Source organism: Mesorhizobium sp. M7D.F.Ca.US.004.03.1.1 (genome assembly GCF_003998635.1).
GTDB lineage: Bacteria > Pseudomonadota > Alphaproteobacteria > Rhizobiales > Rhizobiaceae > Mesorhizobium > Mesorhizobium loti.
Window position 1 is genome coordinate 1 of record NZ_RZQG01000024.1, and the last position, 19,615, is coordinate 19,615.

Genomic DNA, 19,615 nt, shown 5'->3' on the forward strand with positions numbered 1-19,615 from the left:
GTCTTGAGCAGCTGCGAGGCGCGCGCCGCGACCTTGCCCGCATTATCGGCCGCGGCCTGGTCGGCGACCTTCTGCGCCTGCGCCTGCTGCAACGAGGCGCGCGCCGCTTCGGTCTGGGCGTCGATACGGTCGAGCGTCTTGCTCAAAGTGGCGATCTGCGCCTCGGCCTGGGCGACAGCGATCTTGTAGTCGCCGTCATCGACGACGAGCAACGGATCGCCCGCCTTGACCGACTGGTTCTCGCTGACCTTGACCTGATCGACATAGCCGGAAATCTTGGGCGAAATGAACGCCATGTCAGCCTGGACATAGGCGTCGTCCGTCGAGATCATGAAGCGGCCCGTGGTCCAGTAATCGTAACCGTACCAGGCGCCGGCGCTCAGCAAGGCAACGCCGATGATCGGCAGCAGAAAGGAGCGCACCGAGCGCTTCTTCTTGACCGGAGCCTCTGCCGGCGGCGATGATACGCCGGGCTGGACAGGCACTCCCGGTGCTTCCGTCGCCGGCGCAACCTTGGCATTGGGGAAGGGACGGACTTCAGCTGTGGTCGGCGCGTTCGAGGACATGACATCTCTCTAAAGTTATAATATAATACTGAACCGTTCGGTTCGATCCGGGCGTTGACATAGCGCGTAAAGAGGACCATATCAAGGGCAATCGAACCGGTTGGTTCGAATTATTTTCGAGGTGTGACTTTCATGACCGAGACATCGCCCAACGTTGAAAACGAGTCGTGCGACGACCTGTTGGAAAGCTTGCGCCGTGGCCGCCCGGCGGCCGGGCAGGATCCGGTCAAGCGCAGCCAGATCATCGACGGCGCCCGTCGTGTCTTCATCGACAAGGGGTTCGAGGCCGCCTCGATGAACGACATCACCCGCGAGGCCGGTGTCTCCAAGGGCACGATCTATGTCTATTTCGCCAACAAGGAAGAGCTGTTCGAAGCGCTGATCGAGGAAGAGCGCGGCACCATCTTCAAGAACATGTACGACGTTCTGGACAATGCCGACGACCTGCGCGAGACGCTGGTGAAGTTCGGCAAGGTGCTGGCTCTCAAGATCACGTCGGCCAAGGTTATCCAGGCGCAGCGCACGGTGATCGGCGCATCCGACCGGATACCCGACATGGGCGCACGGTTTTACGAACGCGGTCCCAAGCGCGGTCACGACAAAGTCGCGGCCTTTCTCAATGCCGCCATCGAGCGCGAGCTGCTGCGGATCGACGATGTCGATCTCGCCGCCTATCAGTTCACCGAACTGTGCCTGGCCGGCCTGTTCCGCCAGTGCATCTTCGCCTACCGCACCAAAGCCCCGAGCCAGGACGAGATCGACCACATCGTCAGGTCAGGCGTCAGCATGTTCCTGAAGGCTTACGGCACCGAACGGCTTGCGGCGGAAGAAGGCCATCAGACGATTGCTATCGAGGCCAAGCCCTAGACCTAAGGTGTGTTGAGATGCCTAGCCGCCATTGGCGGCAAGCACGATCGCGGCCTGCAATTCCTGCAGGCCCTCGGCCTTTTCCGACGACGTCGCCAGAACGAACGGGAACGCCGCCGGCCGCTTCTTGATCTTTGCCAGCGTCTCCTCGATCAGCCGCGGCACGCCGGCGGTCTTGATCTTGTCGGTCTTGGTCAGCACGATCTGGTAGGACACCGCCGCTTTGTCGAGCAGCGACAGCACTTCATCGTCCTTGGCCTTGATGCCGTGGCGGGCGTCGATCAGCACATAGACCCGCTTCAGCGTGACGCGGCCCTTGAGATAGTCGAAGACCAGCTTGGTCCACTCGTCGACCTTCTCCTTCGGCGCGGTGGCGTAGCCGTAGCCGGGCATATCGACCAGCGCCAAGGGCGGCAGGTCGGCGCCCTCGCCCGAAAATCCGTCCGGCACGAAATAGTTGAGCTCCTGCGTGCGCCCCGGCGTGTTGGAGGTGCGCGCCAGCCCCTTCTGGTTGACAAGCGCGTTGATCAGCGACGACTTGCCGACGTTCGAGCGGCCGGCAAAGGCGATTTCCGGCGGTCCTTCCGGCGGCAGGAACTTCATGGCCGGCACGCCGCGGATGAAGATCCATCCCCGTGTAAACAGTTCGGTGCCGATTATGCTGCTGTTCAGAGCGTTCAAGCTGCTGCCTCCAGAAGAGAAATATTGGCACCCCGGATAGCATCGAGGTTGCGGCTGACCTTGTCCACCGGCCAGTTCCACCACGCCACCGCCAGCAGCCGCCTGACCGTCCGGTCGTCGAAACGCATCCTTACCACCTTGGCCGCGTTGCCGGCGACGATCGCATAGGGCGGCACATCGTGCGTCACCACCGATTTCGCACCGACGATAGCGCCATGGCCGATTTCCACACCGGGCATGATCACCGCCTCCATGCCGATCCAGACGTCGTTGCCGACGATTGTGTCGCCGCGAACCTCCTTCGACCACGTCGCCGGGTCAAAGCCCTTTTCCCAGCCATGGTCGAAAATATTGAACGGATAGGTCGAAAAGCCGGACATTGCGTGGTTGGCGCCGTTCATGATGAAGCGCGCGCCCTCGGCGATGGCGCAGAACCGGCCGATGATCAGCTTGTCGCCTATGAACGGATAATGGTGCAGGACGCATTTTTCAGCGAATTTGTCCGGCCCGTCGGGGTCGTCATAGTAGGTGAAGTCGCCGATCTCGATGTTCGGCGCGTTCACCAGTCCCTTGAGAAAGCCGACGCGGGTGTGCATCGGGATCGGGTGCTTGATGTTGGGGTTGGGTCCGTCCATGTCGAAATCCGTCAGAGAAATGGCCGCCAGGCGCATCCGAAACTTGAATGCGCTCATTCAAAATAGCGTGATCCGCCCTATAGCACCAATCGACCGACGAGCGAGCTTTCCTTGACGGCTTTGCTCATTTGCCGCCGCGGCAGATGACGATCGGATCGGACAGCGCACTGTCGAAACCGCTGCCCTGATAGACGGTGACATTCGAGGCGCCGGGCGGCAGCATGAAGGTTCCTTCGACGATTTTCTGGTCGCCGGCAGGTGTGTGCAGAGCCCAGCTATAGGTGCAAAACTGAGGCGGCGCCTGGGGTTCGACGTGGCTGCAGTTCAATTGCGCGCCACCCAGCATGGCGGCGCCGCCGCAGCTGACGGCGTCCTTTGCGAGCGCGATTCCAGGCCATGCTGCGAGGCCTGCCACGGTCGCGATCTTCAACCAATTCATCGTCATATCCTCGCCCGATAACTGCCTGTCACCGGGTCTTTTTGTTGCGTCGCAACCCATGCGTCATTTTTTCCAGGCGGGCTTAGTCCGTCTTGCGCAGCGCGTCCAGCGGGATTATGTGCATGATGATAATAAGCATGCTCACTAAAAGTCGCGCCGAAAAACCCCAGTACCTCTCATGCCATCGTCACCCAACATCAGCTTCGTGCTGCACGATGTCGCGCGCCTGTTTCGAAAGCGGTTCGAGCAGCGGTCGCGGGCGTCGGGGCTGACCCGCGCCCAGTGGCAGGTGCTGGCCTATCTGTCCCTGCATGAAGGCATCCACCAGAACAAGCTCGCCGACCTGATCGAGATCACGCCGATCACGCTCGCCCGGCTGCTCGACAAGATGGAAGCAAGCGGCTTCGTCGAGCGCCGGCCCAATCCCGCTGACCGCCGGGCATGGCTGCTTTACCTGACGCCGCAAGCCCATCCGCTGACCGAAATCATGCGCAGCAATGGCCAGAAAATGCGTGACGAGGCCTTTGTCGGCCTTTCCACCGATGCCCAGCTGCATCTGCTGCAAACCCTGTCCCTCATCAAATCCAATCTGCTCGCGGCTTGCGCCCAGCCAGCCGTCGACCGGGAGAAAATACATGGCTGAATCAACCTCACCCAAGAAGCCTGTCGAAGAAGACGGATCCTCCACTGACCGGGCGAGTGACCAGATCATCCGGCTGGACAGCGAACGCGAACAGAGACGTGCCAACACCGTCGTCGACGACGAACTGGAAGCACCAGTCGCCCTGGCGCCGGCGGCACTCGAGGCTCCGTCCAAAGAGCCCCGGCAGGCCACGGTTGCGGTGGCGCCTCCGGCGCCGGTCAAGCCCAAGCGCAGCCGGGCACGGCCGATCCTGTTTGCCCTGCTTCCGGTCGCGCTGGTCGTCGGCGGCTACTACTACGTTGTCGGCGGCCAGCTGATGACGACGGACAATGCCTACATCCAGGCGCAGTCGCTCGGCGTCTCCACCGATGTCTCCGGCACCGTGCTTGAGATCGATGTTCACGAGAACGAGGCGGTGAAGAAGGACCAGGTGCTTTTCCGGCTGCGGCCGGCCTCTTTCGAAACCGCTCTTGCCGCGGCCCAGGCGCAGCTCGGGACCGTGCGCAACCAGGTGCTGACCTTGCAGGCGAGCTACCAGCAGTCGCAGGCGCTGATCGAGCAGGCGCAGGCCGACATCCCCTATTACGAGGCCGCCTTCCAGCGCCAGCAGGACCTGCTCAAGACCTCCACCTCCTCCAAGGCGACCTTCGACAGCGCCCAGCACGATCTCGTTGCCGCCCGCCAGAAAGTGTCCGTTGCCGAGGCGCAGGCGCAGGCGACGCTTGCCCAGCTTGGCGGCGACGCCAGCCAGCCGGTGGAGAAGAACCCCTTCTACCTGCAAGCCCAGTCTGCGGTGGACGACGCCCAGCGCAATCTTGCCGATTCCATCGTCAAGGCGCCATTCGACGGCATCGTCACCAATGTCGACGCGCTTCAGGTTGGCAAGTACCTGCCGGCTTCGCAGCCGGCGTTCAGCCTGATTTCGGCGACCGATTTGTGGATCGCGGCGGAGCCGAAGGAAACCGAACTGACCTATGTGCGGCCGGGACAGACAGCGACGATCAGCGTCGACAGCTATCCGGGTGCCGTCTGGCACGGCACGGTCGCCTCGATCAGCCCGGCGTCGTCGTCGAGCTTCTCGCTGCTTCCGGCGCAGAACACCACCGGCAACTGGGTCAAGGTCGTGCAGCGCATTCCGATGCGCGTGACGGTCGATGATCTCCGGGGCAAGCCGCCGCTGCGTGGCGGAATGAGCGTCGTGGTCGGCATCGACACCGGCCATGCGCGCGGCCTGCCGGACTTCGTGACCGATCTTATCAACCGGTTCGGACAAAAATCATGACCGGCGCGTCCGCGACAGGTGGCGTGATCGCCAATCGCGGCGCCATCACCGCCTGCGTGATCCTGGCCGTCATCATGCAGGCGCTGGACACCACCATCGCCAATGTGGCGCTGCCCTATATCCAGGGCAGCGTTTCGGCGAGCGCCGACCAGATCAACTGGGTGCTGACCTCCTATATCGTGGCTGCGGCCGTCATGACGCCGCCTTCAGGTTACCTTGCCAATCGTTTCGGCCGCAAGCGCATCCTGCTGATATCCATCACCGGCTTTGTCGTCGCGTCGGTGCTGTGCGGCTTCGCGCAGTCGCTGCCGCAGATCGTCGGCTTCCGCCTGCTGCAAGGCCTGTTCGGCGCCGCCCTGGTGCCGCTGGCGCAGAGCATCCTGCTCGATATCTACAGCGTCGAAGAGCGCGGCTCGGCGATGGCGCTGTTCGGCGTTTCCGTGATGGTCGGGCCGGTGCTCGGGCCGGTCATCGGCGGCTGGCTGACCGAAAATGTCAGCTGGCGCTGGGTTTTCTACATCAACGTCCCGATCGGCGCCCTGGCTTTCGCCGGCGTGTCGATGTTCGTCCAGGAAACCAAGACGGATCTCAAGGCGAGGCTGGACTGGCTAGGCTTCGGCATGCTCAGCGTCACCATCGCATCGCTGCAGATGTTCCTCGATCGCGGCGAGCAGCTCAACTGGTTCTCGTCCTCCGAGATCATCGTCGAGGCGCTGATCTGCACGTCGGCCTTCTACATCTTCCTCGTTCACACCTTCACCGCCCGCAACACGTTCGTGAACCCGAGGCTTTTCCTCGACCGCAACTTCGCCGTCGGCATGATCTTCATCTTCATCATCGGCATCACCTATCTGGCCTCGCTGGCCCTGATGACGCCCTATCTGCAGACGCTGATGGGCTATCCGGTGGTGACGGCCGGCATCGTCATGGGGCCGCGCGGTCTCGGCACCATGGCGTGCATGTTCCTGGTCGGCAGGTTGATCGGCAAGGTGGACACGCGCTGGCTGCTGTTGACCGGCCTGCTGGTCACCGCCTGGGCGATGTACGACATGACCGGCTGGACCCCTGATGTCTCGCAATGGACGATCATCAGCACCGGCTTCATCCAGGGCGCGGGCCTGGGCTTCCTGTTCGTGCCGCTGACCACCATCACCTTCGCCACGCTGGCGCCGGAGCGGCGCGCGGAAGGCACTGGCCTATACAATCTGTCGCGAAACATCGGCTCCTCCGTCGGCATATCCGTCGTCACCGCGCTGTTGACGCAGAACGTGCAGATCAACCACGCCAACATCGCCACCTATGTGACGCCCTACAACCAAGCGTTCAGCAATCCGGCGATCTTCCAGGCGATGGACCCCTACAGCGCCGCCGGCCGTGCCGCGCTCGACGGCGTGGTGACTCTGCAGGCGACGATCATCAGCTACATGAACGACTTCAAGCTGATGATGATCCTGTCGCTTGCCGCCATTCCGCTGGTTCTCCTGCTGCGCAAGCCGGCGACACCGGCCAAGATCGATCACAGCGCCGTCATGGAGTAACGGGCGACGCGGCCAAAAAGAAACCGGGGCCCTGTGAGGGACTACAGGACCCCGGCAGATACGGCTTCCCAAGAAATATGGCGCCTCGTCATGAGGTGAGGACGGCAGGCCCGAGAAAGCCCCAACGGTTCTGCCTGTATCCCCTCGCCGGAAGCCGTTACTTTGGCAACAACACCTTGTTGACGACATGGATGACGCCGTTCGACTGGTTGACGTCGGCGATCGTCACCTTGGCCTCGCCACCGGACTCATCCATGATGTAGAGCTTGCCCTTCTTGACTTCGGCGGTCAGCGTATCGCCGGAAACGGTCTTCATCTCGTACTTGCCGCCCATTGCCTTGGCCTTCTTCATCATTTCGGCGCCCGAAATCTTGCCGGCCACGACATGAGCGGTCAGCACCTTGGTCAGTTGGTCCTTGTTCTCGGGCTTCAGCAGCGTGTCGACGGTGCCCTTGGGCAGCTCCGCGAAGGCTGCGTTGGTCGGCGCGAAGACAGTGAACGGACCGGCGCCCTGCAGCGTGTCGACAAGGCCGGCCGCCTTCACGGCGGCGACCAAGGTCGTGTGGTCCTTCGAATTGACAGCGTTCTCGACGATGTTCTTGGTGGTGTACATCGGCGCGCCGCCAACGTTCGGGTTCTTGGCATAGGCGGGAGCGGCAATCGCCACGCCGGCGACAAGTGCGGAAATGGCGACGGTCCTGAATGACGGCAAGCGCATGTGTTCTTCCTCCGGGTGAGGGCTGATCGGAATTGATAGCCTTTGGAAACGCACACGCAGTCACGCCGCTTGCGGGGCGCTAGTTTCGCCGGTCACGGGAACGTGATGAAAGGGTCCGTTCAACAAAAAAGCCCCGGGCGAACCGGGGCTTTTTTGATTTCGCAAAGGCAACGCCTTCTATTCCGCCGGTGACGGTTTCTTTCGGAACAGTGCGATCAGATTGTCCCACAGCTCGATCTTGGCGCCCTGGCGCTTCATGATCACGCCTTGCTGGAGGATCGACAGCGTGTTGTTCCAGGCCCAGTAGATGACCAGGCCGGCCGGGAAACCCGCCATCATGAAGGTGAAGATGACGGGCATCCAGGTGAAGATCGCGGCCTGCGTCGGATCCGGCGGCGTCGGGTTCATGCGCATCTGCAGGAACATGGTGACGCCCATGATCAGCGGCCAGACACCGATCATCAGCATGTGCGGCAAGGTGACCGGAACGAGGCCGAACAGATTGAAGATCGACGTCGGATCGGGTGCCGCCAGATCCTGGATCCAGCCGAAGAACGGCGCATGCCGCATCTCGATGGTGATGTAGAGCACCTTGTAGAGCGAGAAGAAGACCGGAATCTGCAGCGCCACCGGCCAGCAGCCGGCAAGCGGATTGATCTTCTCGGTCTTGTACAGCTCCATCATCGCCTGCTGCTGCTTCATCTTGTCATCCGCGTATTTCTCGCGGATCTCGAGCATCTTGGGCTGCACCTTCTTCATGTTCGCCATCGACGCGTAGGACTTGTTGGCGAGTGGGAAGAAGATGGCCTTGACGATGACGGTGGTGGCGAGGATCGCCAGGCCGAAATTGCCGAAGAATTTGTAGAGCGTGTCGATCAGCCAGAACATCGGCTTGGTGATGAAGTGGAACCAGCCCCAGTCGATCAGCAGGTCGAACCGCTTGATGTGGCGGTCTTCCGCATAGGCGTTGATCTTGCCGACCTCCTTGGCGCCGGCAAAGATTTCGCTCTCCACCGTCGCCGACTGACCGGCATCGACGGTGATCGGGTCGGTCAGGAAGTCGGACTGGTAGCGATGGCGGCCATCCTCGAAATAGGCGTAGCGCGGCTGGAACGGCTGCTTCTCGGTCGGCACCAGCGTCACCGCCCAGTATTTGTCGGTGATGCCGAGCCAACCGTCGGTCGACTTGCCCGGCGTGAACTGCTTGTCCTTCTCGATGGACGCGTATTTGTGTTCCTGCAGGCCTTCGGTGCCGGTGAAGCCGATCAGGCCCTCATGCAGCACATAGGTGCTGGCAACGGCCGGCTTGTCGAAACGGGTGACGCGGCCGTAATTGGACAGCGAGACAGCGGCCGTGCCCGAATTCTGCACCGTGTCGGACACCGTGAACATGTAGTTGGTATCGACGGAAAAGGTGCGCTTGAAGGTCAGGCCCTTGTCGTTCGAATAGGTCAGCGTGACCGGGGTTGTCGGCGTCAGCGTCGCATTGCCGTCGACGACCCACACGGTCTCGGGACCAGGCACCGCGCCGGTCTTGTCGTTGCCGACGAAGCCGATCTCGGCATAGTAACCATTGGGGAGTGCTGCCGGGTTGAGCAGGCTGATCTCGGGCGAATTCTTGTCGACCGTCTCGGTATAGTGCCTGAGCTTGAGGTCGTCGAGACGGGCGCCGGTCAGGTTGATCGAACCCTCGAGGCTTGGCGTATCGATCTTGGCGCGGGTCGTCGTGGCGAGTGCCTGTTCGCGGCCGGCCGGCGTCACGGCGTCGGTACCGGGTGCGTTCGGAATGGCGCCAGGTGCGGCGGGCGTTCCGGTGTCGGTGCCGGGATTTGTGCCGGCGGCCTTCTTCTGCTCTTCGACGCGCTGCTGTTCGACGCGGGCCGCTTCGCGCTGCGCCTCACTGCGCGGCAACACGTAAAAATATTGCCATACCGCCAGGATCAGCACCGACAGCGCGATGGTGATGAAGAAGTTCCGGTTGTTTTCCATCGAAAGCCCTTGGCCTATCGTGTTCCGCGCAGTCGGCGGGAGAGTTCGGCCTTCAACTGGCCGAACGGAATGGTAAGCACGTCTTCACGCCCGACGATGACATAGTCATTGCCAGGCGCCATGTCACTTGCCGCATGCGTACGGACAGCCTCTCGCAGCCGCCGCCGGACGCGGTTGCGGACAACCGCATTGCCGACCTTCTTGGTGACGGTGTAGCCGACGCGCGGCGACAGGCCGTCGCCGCGGTCGAGAACTTCAACGAGAAAAAGCCGCCCGCGTCGCTTTTCACCACGACGGACGGCCAGGAATTCCGCGCGCTTCAGAAGCCGCTTGGGATTTGGTCCCACTGGCTTGCCGGATGCGGGCAACGATCTCGTCTTCCGTTCAGGCGCTGAGCCGCTTGCGACCGCGGTTGCGGCGAGCTGCGACGACGCCGCGACCACCCTTGGTGGCCATGCGGGCACGGAAGCCGTGCCGACGTTTGCGGACGAGTTTAGACGGTTGGTAGGTACGCTTCATTTGTTTTAATACCGCGGGGTGCGGCCCTTCTTGATTCTGTCACTGTGTAACAGGAGCTTTGCCGGGCCGGCTTTGGCGCGATCGAAACCGCGCCGGGACGAATGGCCCGAGCGTGTGCGGGCTTATAGAAAGAAGGCTTTTGGAAGTCAATCCGGAGTCGTCGGGCCGAAGCCGGGCGTCGTTCAGGTCGGTTTATGTTTCCGACCAAGGATGAAATTGGCAAAAAAGCCGTAATCGCCTAATCTGCGTTGATCAAGTGATTGTGAAGACATGGACCGCATGAGCGAAACCATACAAGCGCAGGAAACGATCGGCACGGCGGAGCCAGCCATCGTGCGCACGGTGCCGCTGTCGCGCGGCCTATCGACCAAGCTGCTGCTGCTCACCATTGCTTTCGTGCTGCTGGCCGAAGTGCTGATCTTCCTGCCCTGGATCGCCAGCTACCGGCTGAACTGGCTGAAGGAGCGGCTGAGCACGGCGGCGGCTGTGTCGATCGTGCTGGTGCAGGGTGAACCCACCTCGCTGTCGCGCACGGCGCAGAACGACGTGCTGATGGCAATCGGCGCCAAGGCGATCGCCGTGCGCGACGGCGGCGTCTCGCGGCTGCTGGTGGTGGCCGAAATGCCGCCGAAGGTCGACGAACACATCGATATCGCCTCGATCGGCATGATCAAGGGCATGACCGGCGCGCTCGACACGCTGTTTTTCGGCGGCGGCCGGATGCTCCGCGTCTTCGGCCCGGTCGGCGACTCGGACAAGGAGTTCGAGCTGATCATGCCGGACAACAGCTTGCGCAATGCGATGCTGCGATATTCCCGCAACGTCGCCTTTGTCTCGCTGCTGATCTCGCTGTTCACCGCCATGCTGGTCTATGCCGCCATCGACCTGATCATGATCGGGCCGATCCGGACGATGACGCGCTCGATGCTGTCTTTCTCCGAAGCCCCCGACGATCCCGGGCGCATCATCCATCCGGCCGCCCGCGCCGACGAGATCGGCGTCGCCGAGCGCGAGCTGTCGCAGATGCAGGAGCGGCTGCAGAAAATGCTCTCCGAGCAGAAGCACCTTGCCGACCTTGGCCTCGCCGTCTCCAAGATCAACCATGACATGCGCAACATCCTGGCTTCGGCGCAGCTGATGTCGGACCGCCTGCGCCAGGTCAAGGACCCGACCGTGCAGGCCTTCGCGCCGAAACTGCTGCGCGCGCTCGACCGCGCCGTCTCCTATTCCGAAGGCGTGCTCGCCTATGGCCGCACCCAGGAGCCGCCACCGGCGCGCCGACGCTTGCGGCTGCGCCAACTGGTCGAGGACGTGCACGGCCTGCTCGACATCGAGCAAGGCATCGAGTTCGTCAATTCCGTCGAGCCGGCCTTCGAGGTAGACGCCGATTCCGACCAGCTGTTCCGCGTGCTCACCAATCTGTGCCGCAACTCGGTGCAGGCAATGGCGGCAGACAGTGAAAGCGCCCTGGTGCGCCGCCTGGCGGTGTCGGCCGTGCGCCTGGGCAGCGTCAGCCGCATCGCCGTCAGCGACACCGGCCCCGGCCTGCCACCCAAGGCGCGCGAGAACCTGTTCGCGGCGTTCCGCGGCTCGGCCCGTAGCGGCGGCACCGGCCTTGGCCTGGCGATCGCGCACGAGCTGATCCGCGCGCATGGCGGCACGGTGGAACTGGTCGAGAGCATTGGCGGGCGCACCACATTCGCGGTCACCATCCCCGACCAGCCGGTCCGGCTCGACCAGGCCCGCAACGGCCTGCGCCGCCCGGCATGATAGGGTTGGGCTGTTTCGCCCGGCAATCCGCGCCTACCCAGCCTTCGAATTTGGAATGCATATAGCCGAAGCGGCTCCGGCAAAGAGAACCGCACGGACTGGAGACAATCCAGAGCCCGGACATGCCACGCCGAGCTGTTACGATGCGCCGGGCAAACGGCCCGTCATCGCCGGATGACACGCCTGCGACAAAACTTTTACCGGATCGGCTTGCTTTTCGGAAATTCAGTCGCTAGGGAACACGTCTCGTCGCGGTCGGTCGTTCACGATCGGCTCGCGGGGTCATGGAAAGCATGGCCTGTTGCGCGCCCGTAGCTCAGCTGGATAGAGCACCAGACTACGAATCTGGGGGTCAGGAGTTCGAATCTCTTCGGGCGCGCCAAAATCATCCATGGGCTATGGTTCGTTGATTTGCGACCGCTGCTGTCTCATTCGCAGGACAGGCGGATACCAGCGGAGCCTGATTTGACCATGCCTCCTACCAGCATCAGGCGCGCACTTATCACCGGAGCCGGTGCGGCCGATGGCATTGGCTTTGCCATTGCCCGCCAACTTGGCCAAGCCGGGCATGCCGTCCTTCTCACCGGCGCCAGTGCGCGTGTGCTCGATCGCGCCGTTGCGCTTTGTGCCGAGGGCATCGATGCCAAGGCCGTGGTCGCCGATCTCACCATTGCTGCTGATGTCGCGCGGTTGCGGGATGATGTCGGCGCCGTCGATATCCTGGTCAACAATGCCGGCATGGGCTCGCTGGCATCACCCTCGGTCGACAAGACGTTTCTCGCCATGACCGAGGCCGACTGGGACCAAGGGATCGACGTCAGCCTGAAGACGGCATTCCTCGTCACGAAGGCGTTTCTGCCGGCGATGGTCGACGCGGGCTACGGGCGCATCGTCAATGTCGCGTCGGTCACCGGGCCACTGGTGTCCTTCGAAGGCACATCAGCCTATTCCGCCGCCAAGGCCGGCATGGTGGGCCTGACGCGCGCACTCGCGCTCGAAGTGGCGAAAAACGGCATCACGGCCAATGCCGTCGCCCCCGGCTGGATCGAAACGGGTTCGTCGAGCGAGATGGAGCGGCAAGCCGCCCTGCATACGCCGCCGGCGCGGGCCGGGCGGCCGGATGAGGTTGCCGCTGCGGTCGTGTTCCTGGCCTCGGAAGGCGCCAGTTATGTCAACGGCGCCCTGCTGGTGGTCGACGGCGGCAACAGCCTTCAGGAGCGCAAGGGCTGAAGGCTCAAAGGCGCTTGTCGTCAGGGTCTGTCGGCGGGCAGGCCTCGCCCAAGCTCCTCGCCCCTCACGACGCCTTGGCCAGAAAGTTCCGATAGTCCGACTTGGCCTGCAGCAGGCGCAAAACGTTGTCTCGCGATCCCCGCACATGGGCGCGCGCCAGCGTGCCGGCTCTGGCAGCGTCGCCGGCACAGATGGCGTCGACGATTTCAGCGTGCTCGTCGCGGGCGATCTTCCATTCGTCCAGCCAGAGCAGTTCCGTCCAGACATAGTGCTGGCACTTGTCGAGGATGCCGCACAGCATGCCGTGCAGCATCACGTTGCCGCTGATTTCGGCGATGACGCGGTGCAGGTCGATGCCGACTTCCAGTTCCTGGAATTTTTCCCTGTTGGTGCGCTCCGGAATGGCGGCCAGCCGCTCGCATTCGGCCAGCATGGCGCGCAGCCGCGCCTTGTCCGCCTCCGTTGCCGCCGCTGCCGCCAGTTCCGTCGCATGGCCGTCGAGCAGCTCGCGGATCTCGAACGCCTCGCGGAACATGTTGATGTCGAACTCGGTGACGACATAGCCCTGGCGCGGCCGGCCGGTGACCAGGCCGTCGCGCTCGAGGCGGTTGAAGGCCTCGCGCACCGGCGTGCGGCTGACAGTCAGTCTCGCGGCGATGTCGTTTTCGGTGATGCGCGAACCCGGCGGGATCTGGCCGGTCACGATCATCGCCTTGAGCGCGGAGTAGACCGAGTCGCGCAGCGTATTTTTGGTTTCCTTGGCCAAGGTTCCCTTCCCACTTCTCCGGCCTTTCAGCCGGAACACGCATAGCTGTAGCCGCTGTCGGCGCAATTTGCCACGCCCCCGGCGAGGTCGTCCCTCGCCACCTTGTCCGGCGCGAAACGCGTAGATTCGATCGCGCCGGATGGTGTTGACATCAACGATCCCTAAGCTACACTCAAAATTGTATACAAAATAGCATGCGAAATCAAAAACAATGGGAACACCGGTTGGAGAGCCGAAAAATGAACAGGACCAGAAGCGTTAGCGTTGTTGCGGTTGCCGCCCTCATGGCGTCGTTCGCGGCCCCCGCCATGGCGGGCGACACCATCACAGTCGCCTCATGGGGCGGCACCTACCAGGAGGCGCAGACCAAGGCGTTCTTCAAGCCGACCGCCGACGCGCTCGGCATCACCATCAAGGAAGACACCACCAACGGCCTCGACGACGTGCGGCTACAGGTGACCGGCAATGCGGTGAAATGGGACATCACCGAACTTGGCGCCGACGAATGCGCGCGTGGCTCGAAGGAAGGGCTGTTCGAGAAACTCGACTACGGCATCATCGACAAGAGCGGCATCAACCCGAAGCTTGTCCATGACGACTGGGTCGGTATTTCCTACACCTCGGTCGTGCTGATCTACCGGACCGATGTTTTTGGCGACAAAGGCCCGAAGACATGGGCCGATTTCTGGAACGTGGAAAAATTCCCGGGACGGCGCGCGCTGAGCGGCAGCCAGTCGACCGAAACGCTGAGCGTCGCGGCACTGGCCGAGGGCATTCCGATCGACAAGGTCTATCCGGTCGATATCGACGGCGCGTTGAAGTCCGTCGACAAGATCCGTGGCCATGTCGACGCCTGGTGGACCTCCGGCGCCCAGGCCATGCAGCTGGTGAAGGACGGCGAAGTCGATATGGCGAGCATCTGGAACGGCCGCGCCGGCACCTTGAAGAAGGAAGGCGCGCCGGTCAGCTTCTCGTTCGACCAGGGCGTGCTGACCGCCGACTGCATGGTCATCCCCAAGGGCGCGAAGAACAAGGAAGCGGCGATGAAGGCGCTGGCGATGTTCGTCAGCCCGCAATTGCAGGCCAACCTGCCGCTCTATGTCGACAATGGGCCTGTCAACGAGAAGGCTTTCGAGACCGGCAAGATCCCGCAGGACAGGATCAAGGACATCAATTCGGCGCCCGAAAACGTCAAGAAGCAAGTGTTGCAGGATGCCGAGTTCTGGCGCGACACCCTGGTCGAGGCGACAGAAAAGTTCAACAATCTGATCCAGCAATAGGCTGCGGCCGGAAGCTCACGGCGAGGCGGCGCAACCTGCACCTGCCTCGCCACCTCTTGTTTGCCGCCTAAGGAGAGAAAAATCTTGTCCATTGCGCCATCCGCGCTGCCGATCAGCATGCGCGGCATCGAGAAACGATTTGGCAGCGTAGCGGTGCTGCGCGACCTCAACCTCGATGTCGAGGCCGGTGAGTTCCTGACGCTGCTCGGCCCTTCCGGCTCCGGCAAGACGACGCTGCTGATGATCCTGGCCGGCTTTGTGCGGGCCAATGCCGGCAGCATCAAGGTTGGCAATGACGAGATCATCACCACGCCGCCGCACAGGCGCAACATCGGCATGGTGTTCCAGAACTACGCGCTGTTTCCGCATATGAACGTCTTCCACAACATCGCTTTTCCGCTGAAGCAGCGCGGCGTCGCAGCCACCGAAACGGCCGAGCGTGTCGAGAAGGCGCTCGATCTGGTGAAATTGCAGGGACTGGGCGAGCGCCGGGTCGACCAGCTCTCCGGCGGCCAGCGCCAGCGTGTCGCGCTGGCGCGCGCCATCGTCTTCGAGCCGCGCATCGTGCTGATGGACGAACCGCTGTCGGCGCTAGACAAGGGCCTGCGCGAGCACATGCAGATCGAGCTGCGCGCGCTGCACCGGCGGCTCGGCATGACCACCGTCTATGTCACGCACGACCAGCGCGAAGCCATCACCATGTCGGACCGCATCGCAGTGATGAACGCCGGGCGCATCGAACAGCTCGACAAGCCCGAAACCCTCTACGCCAGGCCGCAGACGCGATTTGTAGCCGGCTTCATCGGCGAATCGAATTTCATTCCGGTCGAGTGCCGCAACGGCTCCGTCTGGTACGAGGACCGGAGAATCCACACCGCAGCGGCAGTGCCGGCGGCAGGCCAGCACCTGATGGTGGTGCGGCCGGAAAAGCTGAGGCTCTTGGCAAACGCCGAACAGCCAAACAGCGTCAACGTGCTCGAGGCGACAGTCAGCGACATCATCTATCAGGGCGACAGCTTCGTCTGCTACGCGGTGCTGCGCGATGGCCGTCAGCTGACGCTGCGCGATTATTGCCGCAGCGATGTGCTGGCGAAAATGCCGGCTCCCGGCCAGCCGGTCAGCCTCGGCCTCGATGCTCAGGACACGATCCTGGTGGCATCAGACTGATGAGCGCGCAACCCGCCCTCATGGAAGAGACTGGCCGCGCGGATCAGTCCCTGAACGCGCAGGCGCTGCGCACTGACGCGCGGCGCGAGTCGTTGCGGCTGCTGGCGCTGTTGTCGCCAAGCCTGTTCCTGGTCTTCGCCATCATCATCGTGCCGATCGGCTGGCTGTTCTGGCTGTCGCTGTTCGACGAGGCCGGCGGCTTCAGCGCCGCCAATTATGCGCGCTTCTTCGAGCAGGCCTCCTACATCAAGACCTTCGTCACCACCTTCAAGGTCGCCTTCATCGTCACCGGCGCCTGCGTCCTGCTCGGCTATCCCTTGGCCTACATGCTGTCGCAGCTGCCGCGCCGGGCGGCGTCGATCTGCCTGATTTTTGTCATCCTGCCGTTCTGGACATCGGTTCTGGTGCGCACCTATGCCTGGCTGGTGATCCTGCAGCGCAAGGGCCTGATCAACAGCTGGCTGATCGACCTCGGCGTCATCAACCAGCCGCTGTCGCTCGCCAACAATCTGTCGGGCGTCGTCATCGGCATGACGCATATCTTGCTGCCGTTCCTGGTGCTGCCGCTCTACGCCTCGATGAAGACGATCGACACCGACTGCCTGCGCGCCGGCATGAACCTCGGCGCCGGCCCGGTCGCCACCTTCCGGCAGATCTTCTTTCCGCTGTCGCTGCCCGGCCTCGCCTCGGGCGTGGTCATCGTCTTCGTGCTCTGCCTGGGCTTCTTCGTCACGCCTGCGCTGATGGGCGGCGGCAAGGTGATCATGTGGGCGATGCGCATGGAGCAGACCACCAGCCTCTATTCAAACTGGGGCGCGGGTGCGGCACTTGGCGTGGTGCTGCTGGTGGTCACGCTAGCGCTTCTCGGCCTGTTCCAGTGGCTGCTCGGCGCGCGCGCCACCGGTGTGTGGAGTTCGCGATGAGCGAGGATATCGGCCTGCCGATCTCGCACCGGCAACGTCTGTGGCTCTACGGCCTCGGCGGCCTCGTGCTGCTGTTCCTGATCGCGCCGTCGATCATCATCGTCATCATGTCGTTTTCGGACTCGACGCTGCTGCAATTCCCGCCACAGCAATGGTCGCTGCGCTGGTACCAGGCCTATTTCGGGTCACTGGAGTGGCGCGACGCCACGATCGTCTCGGTCAAGGTGGCTGTTACGACGGTGCTGGTGGCGACGCCGCTCGGCACTGCCGCAGCCTATGCCATCAACCGGGGCACGCTGCGCTTCAACGGCACCATCAACGCGCTGCTGACGGCGTCGCTGATCGTCCCGGTGATCCTGATCGGCATCGGCACCTTCTTCCTCTATGCGCGCATCGGGCTCAACAACACGCTGACCGGCCTGGTCATCGCGCACACGGTGCAGGCGCTGCCGCTGGTGGTGCTGACCGTGCTGTCGGGACTGCGCTCCTACGACATGAACCAGGAGCGCGTGGCGCGCAGCCTCGGCGCCGGACGCGTCGCCGCCTTCTGGCAGGTGACCATGCCGCAGATCCGCTTCTCGATCGTCTCGGGCGCGCTGTTCGCCTTCATCACCTCCTTCGACGAAGTGGTGGTTTCGCTGTTCATATCTGGCGGCGAGACCACGACATTGACGCGCCGCATGTTCAATGCGCTGCGCGACCAGATCGACCCGACGATCGCCGCCATCTCCACCTGCCTGATCGTGCTCTCGGTCGTGCTGTTGTCGGTTGCGCAGATCTTCGGGCGGCGGCATTGATTTCAGATGACCAATTCGCAGACGTGACCAGGGATATCCAGACAGAATGCGTGATTTCCAGTTTCCCGGCCGCTCGCCGGTTCGTGCCACCGAGGCGGTTGCCGCGACCTCGCATCCGCTTGCAACCCTTGCGGCAATCGAGATGCTGCGCTCCGGCGGCAACGCCATGGATGCCGCGGTCTGTGCCGCCGCCGTGCAGGGCGTGGTCGAGCCGCAGTCGACCGGCATCGGCGGCGACTGCTTCGTGCTCTATTCTCCCGGGGGGCAAGGCAATGTACTGGCCTTCAACGGCTCCGGCCGCGCGCCGGCCAAGGCGACGGTCGACTGGTATCTGGAAAAAGGCTTCGACAGCATCCCGCTGCAGGGTCCGCATGCGGTCACCGTGCCGGGCGCCGTCGATGCCTGGAGCCGCCTGCTCGAGGACCATGGCCGCAAAGGCCTTGCCGAGGCGCTGGCGCCGGCCATCCATTATGCCGAGAACGGCTATGTCGTGCATGACCGCGTCGCCTTCGACTGGGCCGAACCGGAGACCGATCTTTCGGCCGACGAGCATGCCGCGCGCATCTTCCTGCCCGGCGGCAACGCGCCGAAAGCCGGCGACGTCCACCGGCAGCCGGAACTGGCGGCGACCTTGCGCATCATCGCCAAACACGGCCGGGCCGGTTTCTACGAAGGCGCTGTCGCCGACGATATAGTGCGCCGGCTCAATGAATTGGGCGGGCTGCACTCGGCCGAGGATTTCGCGGCGACCAGAGGCGACTATGTGGCGCCGGTTAGCACCTCCTATGGCGGCCATGATATCCACCAGATGCCGCCGAACAATCAGGGCCTGACGGCGCTTTTGATGCTCAACGTGCTGTCGGGCTTCAAGCTTGGCGAGCTCGACCCCAATGGCGCCGAGCGCCTGCATCTGGAGATCGAAGCCGGGCGTCTGGCCTATCGCGACCGCGACCGCTATGTCGGCGACCAGGACCGTGTTCCGGTGCCGGTCAAGCAACTCCTGTCCGGCGCCTATGCCGACCGGCTGCGCGCCGAGATCGACCGCGAACGTGCCATGACGCATCTGCCGCGCGTGGAGCTGCCCGGCAGCGACACGGTCTACATCTCCATCGTCGACCGCGACCGCAACGCGGTCTCCTTCATCAACTCGACCTATTATTCGTTCGGCAGCGGCGTCGTCGGCCCGAAGACCGGAATCGTGCTGCAGAACCGCGGTTCGAGCTTCCGCCTCGACCCGGCACATCCGAACGCGATCGCGCCCGGCAAGCGGCCGATGCACACGATCATGCCCGGCATGGCGACGAAGAACGGCCGCGTGGTGATGCCGTTCGGCGTCATGGGCGGCGGCTACCAGCCGTTCGGGCATGTCCACCTGCTCACCAACATGATCGACTTCGGCATGGATCCGCAGCAGGCGCTGGATGCGCCCAGGGTGTTCTACAATGACGACACTGTTGAGGCCGAGCGCAACGTTCCTGCCGAGGCGATCGAGGGCCTGCGCCGACGTGGCCATCGCACAGCCGAGCCGCATCATCCGCTAGGCGGCGGGCAAGTGGTGCTGATCGACTGGGAGAAGGGCACGCTGACCGGCGCTTCCGATCCGCGCAAGGATGGCTTGGCGCTTGGATATTGATATAGACCCAGTCTGCCGTGGCATCACATATGCGTGTCGCGGCTGGATTTTGACGGGTTGGAAAGATAGTCGGTGATCATGGCCAGTATCGCAAATTCTCCTGGGCTTTCCCGCCGCCTCGCCGCCGGCGCCGATGATGCGCCCGCCATCCTGGCACCCGACAGGGCGACGC

Annotated in this window: 20 protein-coding genes and 1 tRNA gene; 12 read left to right on the plus strand and 9 right to left on the minus strand. The window is 63.2% G+C overall.

The features are described from left to right. On the minus strand, positions 1–566 hold a 566-nt coding region (locus EN935_RS03070), incomplete at its 3' end, for a biotin/lipoyl-binding protein (RefSeq protein WP_164771006.1). Between the two features lie 132 nt (positions 567–698). On the opposite strand from EN935_RS03070, the gene EN935_RS03075 reads away from it, so the two are divergent. Next, positions 699–1,433 (plus strand): TetR/AcrR family transcriptional regulator, encoded by a 735-nt coding sequence (locus EN935_RS03075; RefSeq protein ID WP_127263151.1) that lies wholly within the window; start codon positions 699–701, stop codon positions 1,431–1,433. Between the two features lie 21 nt (positions 1,434–1,454). Here the strand turns inward: EN935_RS03075 and yihA are convergent, their stop codons facing one another. From yihA to EN935_RS03090, 3 genes are all read right to left on the minus strand, one after another. Further along, positions 1,455–2,114, minus strand: a complete 660-nt coding sequence (yihA, locus tag EN935_RS03080) for a ribosome biogenesis GTP-binding protein YihA/YsxC (RefSeq protein ID WP_024502094.1) — start codon at positions 2,112–2,114, stop codon at positions 1,455–1,457. Continuing rightward, positions 2,111–2,749, minus strand: coding sequence for a CatB-related O-acetyltransferase (locus tag EN935_RS03085; RefSeq protein ID WP_164757675.1), 639 nt, complete (start codon positions 2,747–2,749; stop codon positions 2,111–2,113). Before EN935_RS03085 ends, yihA begins: the two co-directional genes overlap by 4 nt. Before the next feature lie 124 nt (positions 2,750–2,873). After that, entirely contained in the window at positions 2,874–3,188 is a 315-nt protein-coding gene (locus EN935_RS03090; protein ID WP_127264004.1) for a hypothetical protein, read from the minus strand. Positions 3,189–3,366: 178 nt separating this feature from the next. On the opposite strand from EN935_RS03090, the gene EN935_RS03095 reads away from it, so the two are divergent. Genes EN935_RS03095 through EN935_RS03105 form a run of 3 tightly spaced genes read left to right on the plus strand, consistent with a single transcriptional unit; the run spans position 3,367 to position 6,651 of the window. Beyond that, a complete protein-coding gene (locus EN935_RS03095) occupies positions 3,367–3,831 on the plus strand; it encodes a MarR family winged helix-turn-helix transcriptional regulator (RefSeq protein WP_127264006.1) in 465 nt (154 codons plus the stop codon). Beyond that, the gene (locus EN935_RS03100) at positions 3,824–5,113 is read left to right on the plus strand and encodes an HlyD family secretion protein (protein ID WP_127264007.1); all 1,290 of its coding nucleotides are present in this window, start codon (positions 3,824–3,826) and stop codon (positions 5,111–5,113) included. The genes EN935_RS03095 and EN935_RS03100 overlap by 8 nt, the downstream gene beginning before the upstream one ends. Beyond that, positions 5,110–6,651, plus strand: a complete 1,542-nt coding sequence (locus EN935_RS03105) for a DHA2 family efflux MFS transporter permease subunit (RefSeq protein WP_127264009.1) — start codon at positions 5,110–5,112, stop codon at positions 6,649–6,651. Before EN935_RS03100 ends, EN935_RS03105 begins: the two co-directional genes overlap by 4 nt. 157 nt (positions 6,652–6,808) lie before the next feature. On the opposite strand, the gene EN935_RS03110 is transcribed toward EN935_RS03105, so the two are convergent. From EN935_RS03110 to rpmH, 4 genes are all read right to left on the minus strand, one after another. Continuing rightward, positions 6,809–7,369, minus strand: a complete 561-nt coding sequence (locus tag EN935_RS03110) for a fasciclin domain-containing protein (protein WP_127264011.1) — start codon at positions 7,367–7,369, stop codon at positions 6,809–6,811. Between the two features lie 177 nt (positions 7,370–7,546). After that, complete coding sequence (gene yidC, locus EN935_RS03115) at positions 7,547–9,358, minus strand: membrane protein insertase YidC (RefSeq protein ID WP_127264013.1); 1,812 nt, start codon at positions 9,356–9,358, stop codon at positions 7,547–7,549. 14 nt (positions 9,359–9,372) lie between these two features. After that, the gene (gene rnpA / locus EN935_RS03120) at positions 9,373–9,726 is read right to left on the minus strand and encodes a ribonuclease P protein component (RefSeq protein WP_111545239.1); all 354 of its coding nucleotides are present in this window, start codon (positions 9,724–9,726) and stop codon (positions 9,373–9,375) included. Positions 9,727–9,742: 16 nt separating this feature from the next. Further along, the gene (gene rpmH / locus EN935_RS03125) at positions 9,743–9,877 is read right to left on the minus strand and encodes a 50S ribosomal protein L34 (protein WP_008833937.1); all 135 of its coding nucleotides are present in this window, start codon (positions 9,875–9,877) and stop codon (positions 9,743–9,745) included. Between the two features lie 279 nt (positions 9,878–10,156). Between rpmH and EN935_RS03135 the strand changes: the two genes are divergently transcribed. From EN935_RS03135 to EN935_RS03145, 3 genes are all read left to right on the plus strand, one after another. Continuing rightward, entirely contained in the window at positions 10,157–11,647 is a 1,491-nt protein-coding gene (locus EN935_RS03135) for a HAMP domain-containing sensor histidine kinase (protein WP_127264015.1), read from the plus strand. Positions 11,648–11,952: 305 nt separating this feature from the next. Beyond that, positions 11,953–12,029, plus strand: a tRNA-Arg gene (locus tag EN935_RS03140). A gap of 89 nt (positions 12,030–12,118) precedes the next feature. Beyond that, positions 12,119–12,877 carry an SDR family NAD(P)-dependent oxidoreductase gene (locus EN935_RS03145; RefSeq protein ID WP_127264027.1) on the plus strand — a complete coding sequence of 253 codons (759 nt, stop codon included), beginning with the start codon at positions 12,119–12,121 and terminating at the stop codon, positions 12,875–12,877. A gap of 64 nt (positions 12,878–12,941) precedes the next feature. On the opposite strand, the gene EN935_RS03150 is transcribed toward EN935_RS03145, so the two are convergent. Then, a complete protein-coding gene (locus tag EN935_RS03150; RefSeq protein WP_127264017.1) occupies positions 12,942–13,643 on the minus strand; it encodes a GntR family transcriptional regulator in 702 nt (233 codons plus the stop codon). Positions 13,644–13,882: 239 nt separating this feature from the next. On the opposite strand from EN935_RS03150, the gene EN935_RS03155 reads away from it, so the two are divergent. The 5 genes from EN935_RS03155 to ggt all read left to right on the plus strand — a co-directional run bounded on the left by EN935_RS03155 (position 13,883) and on the right by ggt (position 19,443). Next, the gene (locus tag EN935_RS03155; protein WP_127264019.1) at positions 13,883–14,923 is read left to right on the plus strand and encodes an ABC transporter substrate-binding protein; all 1,041 of its coding nucleotides are present in this window, start codon (positions 13,883–13,885) and stop codon (positions 14,921–14,923) included. Positions 14,924–15,007: 84 nt separating this feature from the next. Then, the gene (locus EN935_RS03160; RefSeq protein WP_127264021.1) at positions 15,008–16,090 is read left to right on the plus strand and encodes an ABC transporter ATP-binding protein; all 1,083 of its coding nucleotides are present in this window, start codon (positions 15,008–15,010) and stop codon (positions 16,088–16,090) included. Beyond that, complete coding sequence (locus tag EN935_RS03165) at positions 16,090–17,013, plus strand: ABC transporter permease (RefSeq protein WP_127264023.1); 924 nt, start codon at positions 16,090–16,092, stop codon at positions 17,011–17,013. The genes EN935_RS03160 and EN935_RS03165 overlap by 1 nt, the downstream gene beginning before the upstream one ends. Beyond that, positions 17,010–17,810, plus strand: coding sequence for an ABC transporter permease (locus EN935_RS03170; RefSeq protein ID WP_126067129.1), 801 nt, complete (start codon positions 17,010–17,012; stop codon positions 17,808–17,810). Before EN935_RS03165 ends, EN935_RS03170 begins: the two co-directional genes overlap by 4 nt. 46 nt (positions 17,811–17,856) lie before the next feature. Beyond that, positions 17,857–19,443, plus strand: a complete 1,587-nt coding sequence (gene ggt / locus EN935_RS03175; protein WP_109667363.1) for a gamma-glutamyltransferase — start codon at positions 17,857–17,859, stop codon at positions 19,441–19,443. Positions 19,444–19,615 lie beyond the last annotated feature (172 nt).